Genomic DNA, 13,174 nt, shown 5'->3' with positions numbered 1-13,174 from the left:
GCGCCTTGCCAGGCGGCACGCCGAAGGCACACTCGGGCGCGTTCAACGACGGATTCCAGGTTTAGGGGGAGCGGCATGCGGCACATCATCTCGATTCTGATGGAAAACGAAGCGGGCGCCCTGTCCAGGGTTGCCGGGTTGTTCTCCGCGCGCGGCTACAATATCGAGTCGCTCACCGTGGCGCCCACCGAGGATGCCTCGCTGTCGCGAATGACACTGGTCACCCGCGGTTCGGATGAGATCATCGAGCAAATTACCAAGCAGTTGAACAAGCTCATCGATGTGGTGAAGCTGGCGGATCTGACAGAAGGTCCCCACATCGAGCGGGAGATGATGGTGATAAAGGCCAAGGCGAAAGGGCATGAGGAGCGCGCTGAAATCAAGCGCCTGTGCGACTTCTTCCGCGGCCGGGTGATCGACGTCACCGACGTCAGTTACACCATCGAACTGACCGGCACCGGTAACAAACTCGATGCTTTCATCGACGCACTCGGCGAAACGAATATCATGGAGACGGTTCGTACCGGCGTCTCCGCCATCTCCCGCGGCACCAGCAGCCTGCGGGTATAAAGGTGCGAGATACGAGGGAAGAGATACGAGGGGTGGAGTGCGCTTCGCGCACGATTTAATTGAGCGCGGGCGAAGACCGCACCTTCCCTCGAATCTCGTATCTTTTCCCTTGTATCTGGCGTCTGGCCTGTACTGAACACAAACAACAATTTGCAAAGACGGATAAAGGACATGATGAACATCTATTACGACAAAGACTGCGACCTCTCCATCATTCGGGGAATGAAGGTGGCGATCGTGGGTTATGGTTCCCAGGGGCATGCCCATGCCAATAACCTCAAGGAATCCGGAGTCGATGTCACGGTTGCGCTGCGTGAAGGCTCCTCTTCGGCCAAAAAGGCGGAAAGCGCCGGTCTGACTGTCAAACCTGTCGATGAAGCCTGCAAGGCTGCGGACCTGGTGATGGTGCTGGCCCCGGACGAGAATCAGGCCGAGATCTACAGCAAGAGCATCGCGCCGAACCTGAAGCAGGGTGCGGTTCTGGCCTTCGCCCACGGCTTTAATATTCACTACAACCAGATCGTGCCGCGTGCCGACCTGGACGTGGTCATGATTGCTCCCAAGGCCCCGGGACACACGGTGCGCTCCGAGTTCACTCGCGGCGGCGGTATTCCCGACCTCATCGCCATCCATCAGGACGCCAGCGGCAAGGCCCGGGAAATTGCCATGTCCTACGCTTCTGCCATCGGTGGCGGCCGTACCGGCATTATCGAGACCACCTTCAAGGATGAGACCGAAACCGACCTGTTCGGCGAACAGGCCGTGCTCTGCGGTGGTACTGTGGAGCTCGTGCGGGCCGGTTTCGAGACCCTGGTGGATGCCGGTTACGCTCCGGAGATGGCCTATTTCGAGTGCCTGCACGAGCTGAAGCTGATCGTCGACCTCATGTACGAGGGTGGCATCGCCAACATGAACTACTCTATTTCCAATAACGCCGAGTACGGCGAATACGTGACCGGCCCCAAGATTATCAATGAGCAGAGCCGCGCTGCCATGCGCGAGGCACTGAAAAACATCCGGAACGGCGAATACGCCAAGCGCTTCATCCTGGAAGGCAGCACCAACTATCCGGAGATGACCGCCATTCGTCGCAACAACGCCGAGCACGAAATCGAAAAGACCGGCGAACGGTTGCGCTCCATGATGCCCTGGATCACCGCCAACAAGCTGGTGGACAAGGACAAGAATTGATTAGGGATTGTCACCGGTAAAGATGTCAGGAGCAAAGGGATGACGCTCACCGGTGGTGAATTCGTGTGTGGAAAAGGCCGGGCGTCGTTGGGTGCCCGGCCTTTTTTATAACGCTCTGGGAGTTTCGGAGATATTCGCCCAAGGGTGGGCTCCTACAGGGGATTACCTCTGGTGGCCTGATCCTCCGGCGCGGAATCGCGGGTGACCGAGCCCTCCTTGTCCTTGCGATGGCTACGAAGATACACTCCGTTGTGGCCGTTAGCGGTTTCTTTTCTTTGCGCTCTTTGCGCCTTTGCGGTTAGGCCGTTTATCTGAATATGAATACACCGGAACGCCGCCGCCGCGGTATCTATCTGCTGCCGAACCTGTTTACCACCGCGGCACTGTTCGCCGGCTTCTATGCCATCGTGGCAGCGATGAACGACCAGTTCGTGCCTGCTTCCGTGGCCATCTTCGTTGCCATGGTTCTGGATGGTCTCGATGGACGCGTGGCGCGGATGACCAACACTCAGAGTGAGTTTGGTGCGCAGTATGACAGCCTTGCCGATCTCATCTCCTTCGGGCTCGCGCCGGCCCTGGTGATGTATGAGTGGTCGCTGTCCGGACTGGGCAAGCTCGGGTGGCTGGCGGCCTTTATCTATACTGCCGGCGCCGCCCTGCGGCTGGCGCGTTTTAATGTACAACTGGCAGTCGCCGACAAGCGCTACTTCACCGGGCTGGCGAGCCCTGCTTCGGCGGGGGTACTTACGGGGATGGTCTGGGTGTTCCAGGACTATGGCGTTGAGGGCGAACAGTTACAGTGGGCGACCTTCGCACTCACCGTCGCCTGCGGGATACTGATGGTCAGCAACGTGCGGTACTACAGCTTCAAGGACCTGGATGTACGCGGAAAGGTACCGTTCTTCGCGCTGCTGATTATCGTGCTGCTCTTCGTTCTGGTTTCCACTGATCCCCCCAAGGTGCTGTTCGGTGCCTTCCTCGTCTACGCCCTCTCCGGTCCGGTCACTACCCTGATGCTCCTCCGCCGCCGCCGGGCCCGGCAATCGGCTGCGGACGATGATAAGGAGGATTAACCACTGGGCGCACGGGGTAAACCACAGAGGACACAGAGCGGTAGGATGGGCTACCTCCGTGTTCTTGGAGGTTATCCATTAAACCCCGTGTTCCCCGTGGTTAATACCCGCCCGCATCCGGTAAGATGAGCGCAAATCCCGGAGTCATGGATCCATGAGCGATAAACTTTTCATCTTCGATACCACCCTGCGGGACGGCGAGCAGAGTCCCGGTGCCTCCATGACCAAGGAGGAGAAGGTCCGCATCGCCAAGGCACTCGAGCGCATGCGGGTGGATGTCATTGAAGCGGGTTTTCCGATCGCCAGTAGCGGCGATTTCGAATCGGTGCAGGCGGTGGCCCGTGAGATCAAGGAGAGCACTGTCTGTGGGCTGGCACGGGCGCTCGATGCCGATATCGACCGTGCCGGCGAAGCGCTGAAGCCGGCCGCATCGGGTCGTATCCACACCTTCATCGCCACCTCTCCCATCCATATGGAGCGCAAGCTGCGCATGAGTCCGGATGAGGTGGTCAAGCAGGCGGTAAGGGCAGTCGAGCGGGCCCGCCGTTACACCGATGATGTCGAATTCTCGGCCGAGGATGCCGGGCGTTCGGAAATCGATTTTCTCTGCCGCATCTTTGAGGCGGTGATCGCCGCCGGGGCCACGACGATCAATATCCCGGATACGGTCGGTTACAACGTCCCGGAGCAGTTCGGTGCCATGGTGGGGCGGGCCATCGAGGGCACCCCCAACGCCGACAAGGCGGTGTTCTCTGTCCATTGCCATAATGACCTGGGACTCGCCGTTGCCAACTCCCTGTCGGCCGTGATCAACGGTGCTCGCCAGGTGGAGTGCACGATCAACGGACTGGGTGAACGGGCGGGCAATGCCGCCCTGGAAGAGGTGGTCATGGCGGTGCGAACCCGGCAGGATGTGTTTCCCTGCGAGACGGGTATCGATGCCACCCGCATCGTCCCCAGTTCGAGGCTGGTGGCGGGGATCACCGGCTTTTCGGTTCAGCCGAACAAGGCCATCGTCGGCGCCAACGCCTTTGCCCACGAGTCGGGCATCCATCAGGACGGGGTCCTCAAACACCGTGAGACCTACGAAATCATGCGTGCCGAGGACGTGGGCTGGAGCGCCAACCGCATGGTGCTGGGCAAGCATTCGGGCCGTAATGCCTTCCGCAGCCGGCTCCAGGATTTGGGGGTTGCGTTCGCCTCGGAGGAGGAGCTCAATGCGGCCTTTCAGCGCTTCAAGACGCTCGCCGACAAGAAGCATGAAATCTATGATGAGGATATCCAGGCCCTGGTTACGGAGACCAACCTGGAGCACTCGGTCAACGAACGGATCAAGCTGGTCTCCCTGCGCGTCTGCTCCGAGACAGGCGAGACGCCTGAGGCGAATGTCACGCTCTGGGTGAACGGCGAGGAGAAGCGCGGCAGCGCCCCGGGTGGCGGCCCGGTCGATGCGGCCCTCAAGGCCATCGAGTCCATCGTTGACAGTCAGACGGAACTGCTGCTGTACTCGGTCAACAATATCACCACGGGCACCGATTCCCAGGGAGAGGTGACCGTCCGCCTTGAGCGGGGAGGCCGGATCGTCAATGGTCAGGGTGCGGACACCGATATCGTCATCGCCTCGGCCAAGGCCTATATCAACGCCCTCAACAAGGTGGTGACTGCCGCCGAGCGGGGGCATCCCCAAGGGCCGGAGCTTTAATGTGGTTTATTACCCTGCAGGGGCACAGACGGCTTAGCCACGGAGTTTTTAACGTTTTAGGCTTTGTGTATTTACGTTTCACGGCAACTGCCTGGACGGATTCGCGCCGGGGTCGACCCTCCTGCCAGGGAGCTGAGCCTCGGTCCGTCGGTAGGAGGCGCGCCCCGCGGCGATTTCCGCTACGGAGCCCTGGTGCTGACGACACCCGCCATCGCTCAACGAAGGCAATGGCCCCTGCAATAGAATGGACTCTTGGGTGTGTTCTCAGTGTTCTTTGCGGCTTAACGGTTTTTCGATTCAATGATGGACGCGCGTAGACAGGCCTATCTCGATGCCATGGGTATTCGGGTTTGGGTGCGGCGGCAGTCCGCGCCCGAACCGGAAAGTGCATTCGTGTCCGACGAACAGGCCCCACCGGTCTCGGATTTCGAGCGGATGGCACTCGACTGGGACGAATTGGCGGCTCGTGTGGGCGTCTGTGAGCGCTGTCCGCAACTGGTGGCTAGCCGGACCCGAACCGTATTCGGAGTCGGCAGCCATAAGGCAGACTTGATGGTCATCGGCGAGGCGCCGGGCGCCGACGAGGATCACCAGGGCCAACTTTTCGTCGGCGATTCCGGCAAGCTGCTGGACAAAATGCTACGGGCCGCCGGTTTTTCCAGACGCACCGTCTATCTCGCCACAATCGTCAAATGCCGGCCGCCGGATGACCGCGATCCCGAACCCGATGAGCTCTCTGCTTGCGTCGGGTACCTGCGACGCCAGATCGAACTGGTGAATCCCGGGGTCATTCTGGCGGTGGGGACCGCGGCTGAAAGTCTCCTGGAGGCGGATCGGCCCACCGGACCTCTCCGTGGGGATGTCCACCGTTATCTCGTTACCGATACCCCGGTTATCGTCACCCATAACCCCGCCCATCTGTTGTGCTCTCCGGCCGAGAAGCGCGAGGTGTGGGATGACTTGCGGCTCCTCAAGCGCGTATACGGGCGGGCGATCACATGAGTGCCGCCCCGGATTCGATGCCGCGTCTGCGCCCCATGTTAGACGCCGATATCGTCCAGGTCATGGAGATCGAGCGCGAGGTCTACCCCTTCGGGTGGACCGAGGCGATCTTTCGTGACTGCCTGCGGGTGGGGTACTCCTGCTGGGTATGGGAGCGAGAGGGGGAGATCATCGGATACAGCGTCATGTCGACGGGCGCCGGCGAGGCTCACGTCCTTAACCTCGCCGTCCGCCCGAACTGGCGTCGCCGCGGCCTCGGCCGCGGCATGCTGGAGCACCTGATCACCGTGGCTGAACGGTACGATGTTGAAGCGATCTTGCTGGAGGTCCGGCCCTCCAATCGCACGGCCATGAAACTCTACGAGGATTTGGGGTTCCAAGAGATTAGCAGGCGCCGCAATTACTACCCGGACCATGAGGGACGGGAAGACGCTCTGGTCCTTTCGTTGCAGCTTTAGAGTCCTTCTATAATTCAACACCGAGTGACACAAGGATTTCTGGTGAGTTGACCAGGGCACCCGTATCCCTGTTTCAGGAGTCCTTACAGATCCGGGCGCAGTTCCGATCTGTTCTCCGTCTCCTCGGTGGTTAAACATGCTAAACAACGCAGGGTAAACGCATACTCACATTTTTGATGGTGGCGAGCGATATAAGTCCTTGATAGCAGGTACGCTGTGAATAGGTCCGTGTACGCTCGACGGCAGCATCCCTCGACAAGTGTGCTCCTGCATTGTCTAACACCGCCATCCCTGGCGGCGTGCTGCCGACGACCTGCTATCAAGGACTTACACCGCTCGCTTCAAAGTATGCGGTTGCTCTGCTATACAACGATTCCCATGCAGCGGTTCGCCGCGGCCTGATATAATTTGCCTCTTTTCCCGAGTATTTTTTTCCTGATATGTCGAAACTGCAGTTCGAAACCGAGCGCCGGCGTACCTTCGCCATCATCTCGCATCCCGATGCGGGCAAGACGACTCTGACCGAAAAGCTGCTGCTGTTCGGTGGTGCCATCCAGTTGGCCGGTACCGTCAAGGGCCGCAAGGCTGCCCGTCATGCGCACTCCGACTGGATGAAAATGGAGCAGCAGCGCGGGATTTCAGTGACCTCTTCGGTGATGCAGTTCCCGCACCGGGACCACGTGATCAATCTGCTCGATACGCCGGGTCATGAGGACTTCTCCGAGGACACCTACCGAACCCTGACCGCTGTCGATTCGGCGCTGATGGTGATCGATGTGGCCAAGGGCGTGGAGGCCCGTACCATCAAGTTGATGGAGGTGTGTCGCCTGCGTGATACGCCCATCATCACCTTCATCAATAAGCTCGATCGCGAGGGGCGCGATCCCATCGATTTGCTGGACGAGGTCGAGGACGTGCTGAAGATCCAGTGCGCGCCCATCACCTGGCCTATCGGGATGGGCAAGCGGTTCAAGGGGGTGTTCGACCTCTACAACAACTGTGTGCACCTGTTGTCCGCCCAGCACGGTGGCAAGCTTCAGGAAGGCGAGATCATCGAGGGCCTCGACAACCCTCGGCTGGACGAACTGTTCGGGAGCATGGCCGAGGAGCTGCGCGAGGAGGTCGAACTGGTCCGCGGCGCCAGTCATGCGTTCGATCTCGAGGCCTACCGGGCCGGCCGGCAGACGCCGGTCTTCTTCGGGTCTGCCATTAACAATTTCGGCGTGGGAGAGATCCTTGATGCACTGGTGGAGTACGCCCCGGCGCCGCTGCCGCGACGGGCCGCCAGTCGTGAAGTGCTCCCGACCGAGGGGAAATTCACCGGCTTCGTGTTCAAGATTCAGGCCAATATGGACCCGCAGCATCGTGATCGGGTCGCTTTCATGCGGGTCTGTTCGGGGGTCTTCAATCCGGGCATGAAAATGCGGCAGGTGCGTCTCGGCCGGGACGTAAAGATCCCCAACGCGATCACTTTTCTGGCGCAGGAGCGCGGGCATGTGGAAGAGGGCTATCCGGGCGATATCATCGGACTGCACAACCACGGCACTATCCAGATTGGCGATACCTTCACGATCGGAGAGGACCTCCAGTTCACCGGTATCCCCCACTTTGCGCCGGAGTTGTTTCGCCGTGCACGGCTCAAGGACCCGCTCAAGTCGAAGCAGCTTCTAAAAGGACTCGAACAGCTTTCGGAGGAGGGCGCAACACAGCTTTTCAAACCGTTCCGCAATAACGATTTGATCCTGGGCGCGGTAGGTATCCTGCAGTTCGATGTGGTTGCTCAGCGCCTTCAGGATGAATACAAGGTGGATTGCATTTTCGAGCCGGTCAATGTGGCTACGGCACGTTGGGTGGAGTGCGACGACCCGAAAATGCTCGATGAGTTCAAACGCAAGGCCAACGACAGCCTGGCCGAGGATGGTGCCGGCATGTTGGCCTACCTGGCGCCGACCCGAGTCAACCTGGACCTGACCATGGAACGCTGGCCCGATATCCAATTCCACTCCACGCGGGAGCATTAAAGCCGTCAGGCCGATACTGCCGTTGCTCTCGAAAAGGCTCCCGGGAGCCTCTCGTAGGTTGGGGTGAGTTATACGAACCCCAACGCTGATGTTGTTGGGTTTCGTTCCTCAGCGCCAACCCGCGTTTTAGAGCGCATTGCTATTCTCGGACAGGCGCCTAGGCGCGTACCCCGACGCCTTTGTGCAGCAGATAGAGTGCAAATGAAAAAAGCAGAATAATGAATAGTCCGATGATGCTGAAGGCCACGCCGACATCGATATCGGACACCCCGAGTAGCCCGTAACGGAAGGCATTTATGATGTACAGGATGGGATTGAAAAGCGCCACGTTCTGCCAGAAACCCGGGAGCATATCCACCGTGAAAAAGATTCCGCCCAGGTAGGTCAGGGGAGTCAGCACGAATGTGGGTATGATCGCGATGTCATCGAAGCTCTTGGCGTAAACCGCGTTGATAAAGCCCCCGATGGCGAATAGCAGTGCGGTAAGCAGCGCCGTGCTCAGGGTGATAAACCAGCTGTGAACCTCGAAGTCGACAAAGAACACCGCCACCAGCGTTACCATCAGGCCAACAGTCAGCCCGCGTGCCATTCCGCCGGCGACATAGCCCAGGACGATCATGTAATTCGGTACCGGAGCAATCAGCAGCTCTTCGATAAAGCGCTGGAATTTGGCACCGAAAAACGATGAAACGACATTGGCATACGCATTGGTGATAATGCCAAGCATGATGACACCCGGCACGATGTACTCCATGTAGGATAATCCCTTCATGGGGCCGATCCGGCTGCCTATGAGTCCGCCGAAGATGACGAAATAGAGGGCGGTGGTTACCATTGGCGGAAGAATTGTCTGGGGCCATATCCGCCGGAAACGGCGGATTTCCTTGACGACAATCGTCTTGAAGGCGATGAGCTCGCTGCGCCGGATCATTCGACTGCCTCCCCGCCTTCAACCATTGCCAGAAACAGCTCCTCCAGGCGGTTGGCCTTGTTACGCATGCTGATGACTTCCAGATTCTGTCTGCTCAATGCCTCAAAAAGAGGATTCAGGCCCTGCTCGCGCCAAACTTCCACTTCGATCGTATGCGGTTCGATGAAGACGACCGAATAGTCGTTCAGTTGTGGGGCTGACTCGATGGGATCTTTGAGGTCGAGTATCAGCGTCTCCCGATTGAGTTGTGTGAGCAGCGTTCGCATGCTGGTGTTTTCGACGATCTCACCCTGGTCGATGATGGCGATATTCCGACAGAGGCTTTCCGCCTCTTCCAGATAGTGGGTGGTCAGAATAATGGTGGTGCCTTCGGCATTCACTTCACGCAGGAAGGACCACATCGAGCGACGCAGTTCGATGTCCACACCGGCCGTCGGCTCGTCGAGGATCAACAGCTTCGGCTCATGGGCCAGTGCGCGGGCAATCATCAGGCGGCGCTTCATCCCGCCGGAGAGGTTGCGTGCAGAGCCATGGCGCTTCTCCCATAGCCCCAGCTTTCGCAGGTAGTGCTCGCTCCTTTCACGGGCAATCCGTGGCTCCACGCCGTAGTAGCCAGCCTGATTGGTGATAATTTCGCCGACCGGCTCGAACTGGTTGAAGTTGAACTCCTGCGGAACCAGTCCGATGCAACGCCGTGCCGCCATCGAATCTTTGCTCACATCCGCACCGAACACACGGACACTTCCGCCGGTCTTGTCGACCAGTGAAGTGATGATGCCGATCGTGGTGGATTTGCCCGCACCATTGGGGCCGAGGAGGGCGAAAAAATCGCCCTCCTCGACAGAAAGGTCAATGCCCTTCAGGGCGACGAAACCATTGCGATAAGTCTTCTCGAGGCCTTCGATTTCCAGTGCTTTCATTAGGGGGGATCTTCACCGCAAAGGCGCAAAGGAGGCAAAGCTTCTCGAAATATCACGCGTCTTGGCAACCTTGGTGTCTTTGCGATTTGTTGGTTTATAAATTGATGACATCAAGCCCGAGGTCCGGTTCCTTGGCCAGGATGGAACTGCTGGTGATGACGGCAGTATTCGCCTGCTCGGGTTTGAGGTAGGTCTCGGCCACCCGTTTCAGGTCCGCCTCCCGTACCTCCAGGACGCGGGCACGTACACGTCGACGCTGCTCCGGTGTGCGACCGTGCAGGGCGGCGTGAAAAGCCTTTTTGGCCTCGCCGGCCGGCGATCCCGGCTTGTCGATCCCCGATATGACGCCGAGGATCGCCTCTTCGATGAGCCGCCAATCGTGCGTTTCACTGACCATCCAGTCGATGCAGCGATCGAAATCGTTCAGGGTCTCGGCCAGTCGGGGGTCCCGATAGGAGAAAAAGCGGAACGCACCGGCATCGGGGTCGAAGCTGGCACCGCCGCCATAGGCACCGCCCTGTTCGCGGATCGCCCGGTGCAGGAAGTTGTTGCGCAGAAAGCCCGCCAACACCAGCAGGGCTGCGGCATCGGGATGTTCCGGCGCCACGGTCGGATAGGCCCGGGCACAGAAATTGACCTGGGTGGACGTGGTCCAGGCGTGGGCCAGAGGCGCTGCTGGCGAGGATGGTGGCGTGAACGGTGTATTGCCGCCACTGGCCGGCAGTCCGCCCCAATGCTGGCCAACGGCCGTCTCGATCGCCTGGCGGGTATCCCCCTCACCGATTAGCAGGAACTCGCGCGGGGCCTGAACAAGCGTATCCCGCAACTGCGACAGTCGCTTTGCATAACCTTCCAGGGCAGCACGGTCGTCGAGGCTGTCATCGAGGGCCTTGAGCCGTTTGATCCCCGCCAGGCCGTTCCAGTTGTGGGCCAGGGCCGCGGCGGGGCTCAGTCTGCTGGAGGCCGCGACCATCGCCAATGCATGCCCACTGCCGGTGACGCTCTGCTCCTGGTGCAGGCGCTCCTGAGCCACCAGTTCGCGCAGGCGTGACAACTCGTCAAAGCGGGCGCTACGGAAGGTTTCCTGCAACAGACCCGCAAGGTGATCGTGATTGCGGGTCAACGATTTGCCGCCCACCACGAACACGCCACGGGTTGCATTAAGGTTGTCCACCGCACCACGGACCGTGGCGCGGGCGCCGATCCCGCCGGTGACCGCGGCCTGCAGCGCCTGGGTCTCCAGATAGTCGCGACCCCCGCTGCCCACCTCGGCGAGGGCATCGCAAAACAGCGGCAAGAGGTCTGATAGCTCCCGATCCAGTTCGGGAAGCTCCACCACCACCTCCTGATAGAACAGCCCATTGGTGCCTCGTGCGAACCAGGTCGCCGGCACCCCTTCAATCGCTCCGGTTTCGCCCTCCGGGATCGGCAGATCGGCCGGGATGTCTTCGAGGCCCACTTTCGGGAGTCCGTCGGGATCATCCTGCTGGGACTGGCGGCGATTGAGGGCCTCGGCCAGTTCGATGACCTCACGCTTTTCCCGTTCCGACATCCGCGCTTTGATCTCGGCCAGCCGTGCGGCTTCGGCCTGCGCGCGTTTGTTGGAAAGCTCCGGGTCCGGCTCCATCACCAGACGAACACGGTGGCGGTTGTCGATCAGTTGTTCACGAGCCAGTGAGCGAATGAATTCGGGATCCTGAATGGCTTCCCTGAGTTCCAGCAGCACATCGTCGATATTCAGGGCCTCAGCCGGATCGCCACCATGGATCGCCGGGGTGAGGGCGTGCACTATGAGCTGGAGACCGTAAGGGAAGCCATCGCCACTGATCTCGCGTTGTTGCAGCTCGATCTGATGCAAAACGGCCTCAACCATGGCCGGGTCGACGCCTTTCTCAGCCACATCTTTCAGCGTATCGAGAACCAATTGCTCCACCGCTTCCGCATGCTCCGGATTGGAACCTTCGACCCCTGCCGAAAAGATCATTTCCCGGGGGGAGTCCTGCAGCCCGCAGAGGGGAGAGGGGGCGCTGCCCAGTTCAGTGGTTTCCAGGGCCTTGCGCAGAGGAGAAGCGCCGTTGTCGAGCAGGACACCCGCGAGAAGATGGGCCTTTAGCACCTCTTTCGGATCGGCACTGCGACCAAGCAGCCAGCCGATGACGATGTGGGTACGGTCATGAGTATCCGTCTCGCCATCGAGGGCGTAGTGGCCTGATGCTGCAACGGGAGCGTCATAGCGCTTTTCATCAGGGACGCGGATTTCATATTCCAGAGGTTCGAACTCGGCGAGCGCCTGTTCCTGAAAGCGCGCCTGGAGTTCGTGGGCCGGGATCTCCCCGTAGGTCAGAAAGATCGCATTCGACGGATGATAATGTCTGGCGTGGAACGCCTTCAGCTGTTCATGGGTCAGGTCCGGGATATGGGCCGGATCGCCACCGCTGTTGTAGTGATAGGTTATCGTCGGAAACAGGTGCTCGGTAAGCGTCTGGTAGAGCGTCGACACGGGCGAGCTCATGGCGCCCTTCATTTCGTTGAAGACCACCCCCTTGAAGACCAGTTCACTCTCGGCATTGTCCGGCTCGGCAAACTCCACCCGGTGACCTTCCTGGGCGAAATCCAGCGGATCGAGAGTGGGATGAAACGCCGCGTCCAGATATACCGATAGAAGGTTGTCGTAATCCTTCCGGTTCCGGCTTGCGAACGGGTAAGCGGTCCAGTCACTGGCCGTGAAGGCGTTCATAAAGGTATTCAACGAGCGCCGGGTCATCATGAAGAAGGGGTCCCGGACCGGATAGCGGCGGCTCCCGCAGAGGGCTGTGTGCTCGAGAATATGGGCAACGCCGCTGGAATCCCGGGGCACCGTACGGAATGCCACCAGAAAGGTGTTCTGGTCGTCATTGGCGGCAATGTGGTAGTGCGGAGCACCGGTCGCCTTGTGACGATACTCCTGGACCTCCACGTTCATCGAGACCACCGGGGTATTGCGGATCCATTCAAAGGCGGGATCGGTTTGCGGTCGGCTCGCCGAGTCACTCATAGGCTGCTCGTTCCTTCCATTTCGGATGGGTCGGATCAGAGATCCGTAATAAGTCTAGTGTGGTAGTAGGTGGGGATACCAGCCACCGTATACAACCGTCACTTTTCAGTAATCCTGTCGAACGGGGATGATAACATCTCCACAGCGAGCCGCTGATACGATATAAATACGATGTGAAAGTCCGAAAGTCGTTCTTCCGGGCGCTTCTGTCCTGTGTGATCGCCTACATTGGCCGGAGAGAGCGATATCCGAGGAGCCGCGCTCCATCGGAA

Annotated in this window: 10 protein-coding genes; 7 read left to right on the top strand and 3 right to left on the bottom strand. The window is 59.6% G+C overall.

The window, feature by feature from the left end; genetic code table 11:
- Positions 1 to 75 precede the first annotated feature (75 nt).
- The 7 genes from ilvN (at position 76) to Q7L05_RS06425 (ending at position 8,017) form a co-directional block, all read left to right on the top strand.
- Positions 76 to 570: an acetolactate synthase small subunit gene (gene ilvN, locus Q7L05_RS06455; protein ID WP_303903663.1), complete on the top strand. Its 495-nt coding sequence runs from the start codon at positions 76 to 78 to the stop codon at positions 568 to 570.
- A gap of 150 nt (positions 571 to 720) precedes the next feature.
- A complete protein-coding gene (ilvC, locus tag Q7L05_RS06450) occupies positions 721 to 1,761 on the top strand; it encodes a ketol-acid reductoisomerase (RefSeq protein WP_303903660.1) in 1,041 nt (346 codons plus the stop codon).
- Positions 1,762 to 2,078: 317 nt separating this feature from the next.
- Positions 2,079 to 2,834: a CDP-diacylglycerol--serine O-phosphatidyltransferase gene (gene pssA, locus Q7L05_RS06445; protein ID WP_303903658.1), complete on the top strand. Its 756-nt coding sequence runs from the start codon at positions 2,079 to 2,081 to the stop codon at positions 2,832 to 2,834.
- A gap of 154 nt (positions 2,835 to 2,988) precedes the next feature.
- Positions 2,989 to 4,536 (top strand): 2-isopropylmalate synthase, encoded by a 1,548-nt coding sequence (locus Q7L05_RS06440; protein ID WP_303903655.1) that lies wholly within the window; start codon positions 2,989 to 2,991, stop codon positions 4,534 to 4,536.
- Positions 4,537 to 4,836: 300 nt separating this feature from the next.
- Complete coding sequence (locus Q7L05_RS06435; protein ID WP_317623100.1) at positions 4,837 to 5,538, top strand: uracil-DNA glycosylase; 702 nt, start codon at positions 4,837 to 4,839, stop codon at positions 5,536 to 5,538.
- The gene (gene rimI, locus Q7L05_RS06430) at positions 5,535 to 5,996 is read left to right on the top strand and encodes a ribosomal protein S18-alanine N-acetyltransferase (protein WP_303903652.1); all 462 of its coding nucleotides are present in this window, start codon (positions 5,535 to 5,537) and stop codon (positions 5,994 to 5,996) included. The genes Q7L05_RS06435 and rimI overlap by 4 nt, the downstream gene beginning before the upstream one ends.
- Positions 5,997 to 6,436: 440 nt before the next feature.
- The gene (locus tag Q7L05_RS06425; RefSeq protein ID WP_303903648.1) at positions 6,437 to 8,017 is read left to right on the top strand and encodes a peptide chain release factor 3; all 1,581 of its coding nucleotides are present in this window, start codon (positions 6,437 to 6,439) and stop codon (positions 8,015 to 8,017) included.
- Positions 8,018 to 8,174: 157 nt separating this feature from the next.
- Here Q7L05_RS06425 and Q7L05_RS06420 read toward each other — a convergent pair whose 3' ends face one another.
- The 3 genes from Q7L05_RS06420 to Q7L05_RS06410 form a co-directional block, all read right to left on the bottom strand.
- A complete protein-coding gene (locus tag Q7L05_RS06420; protein ID WP_303903645.1) occupies positions 8,175 to 8,948 on the bottom strand; it encodes an ABC transporter permease in 774 nt (257 codons plus the stop codon).
- Positions 8,945 to 9,868 (bottom strand): ABC transporter ATP-binding protein, encoded by a 924-nt coding sequence (locus Q7L05_RS06415; RefSeq protein ID WP_303903642.1) that lies wholly within the window; start codon positions 9,866 to 9,868, stop codon positions 8,945 to 8,947. Before Q7L05_RS06415 ends, Q7L05_RS06420 begins: the two co-directional genes overlap by 4 nt.
- 94 nt (positions 9,869 to 9,962) lie before the next feature.
- Complete coding sequence (locus Q7L05_RS06410) at positions 9,963 to 12,902, bottom strand: insulinase family protein (protein WP_303903640.1); 2,940 nt, start codon at positions 12,900 to 12,902, stop codon at positions 9,963 to 9,965.
- Positions 12,903 to 13,174: the final 272 nt, after the last annotated feature.

The sequence above is a fragment of the Thiohalomonas denitrificans genome, assembly GCF_016841685.1.
Taxonomy (GTDB): Bacteria; Pseudomonadota; Gammaproteobacteria; order Thiohalomonadales; family Thiohalomonadaceae; genus Thiohalomonas; species Thiohalomonas denitrificans_A.
Note: the sequence above shows the minus strand (reverse complement) of the source record. Positions and strands in the feature narration are given on the sequence as shown.

Excerpts from the sequence above, each read along its gene's own strand:
- ilvN (WP_303903663.1), top strand. The coding sequence starts at position 76 with ATGCGGCACATCATCTCGATTCTGATGGAAAACGAAGCGGGCGCCCTG.
- rimI (WP_303903652.1), top strand. The coding sequence starts at position 5,535 with ATGAGTGCCGCCCCGGATTCGATGCCGCGTCTGCGCCCCATGTTAGAC.
- Q7L05_RS06440 (WP_303903655.1), top strand. The coding sequence starts at position 2,989 with ATGAGCGATAAACTTTTCATCTTCGATACCACCCTGCGGGACGGCGAG.
- pssA (WP_303903658.1), top strand. The coding sequence starts at position 2,079 with ATGAATACACCGGAACGCCGCCGCCGCGGTATCTATCTGCTGCCGAAC.
- Q7L05_RS06425 (WP_303903648.1), top strand. The coding sequence starts at position 6,437 with ATGTCGAAACTGCAGTTCGAAACCGAGCGCCGGCGTACCTTCGCCATC.
- Q7L05_RS06415 (WP_303903642.1), bottom strand. The coding sequence starts at position 9,868 with ATGAAAGCACTGGAAATCGAAGGCCTCGAGAAGACTTATCGCAATGGT.
- Q7L05_RS06420 (WP_303903645.1), bottom strand. The coding sequence starts at position 8,948 with ATGATCCGGCGCAGCGAGCTCATCGCCTTCAAGACGATTGTCGTCAAG.
- Q7L05_RS06435 (WP_317623100.1), top strand. The coding sequence starts at position 4,837 with ATGATGGACGCGCGTAGACAGGCCTATCTCGATGCCATGGGTATTCGG.
- Q7L05_RS06410 (WP_303903640.1), bottom strand. The coding sequence starts at position 12,902 with ATGAGTGACTCGGCGAGCCGACCGCAAACCGATCCCGCCTTTGAATGG.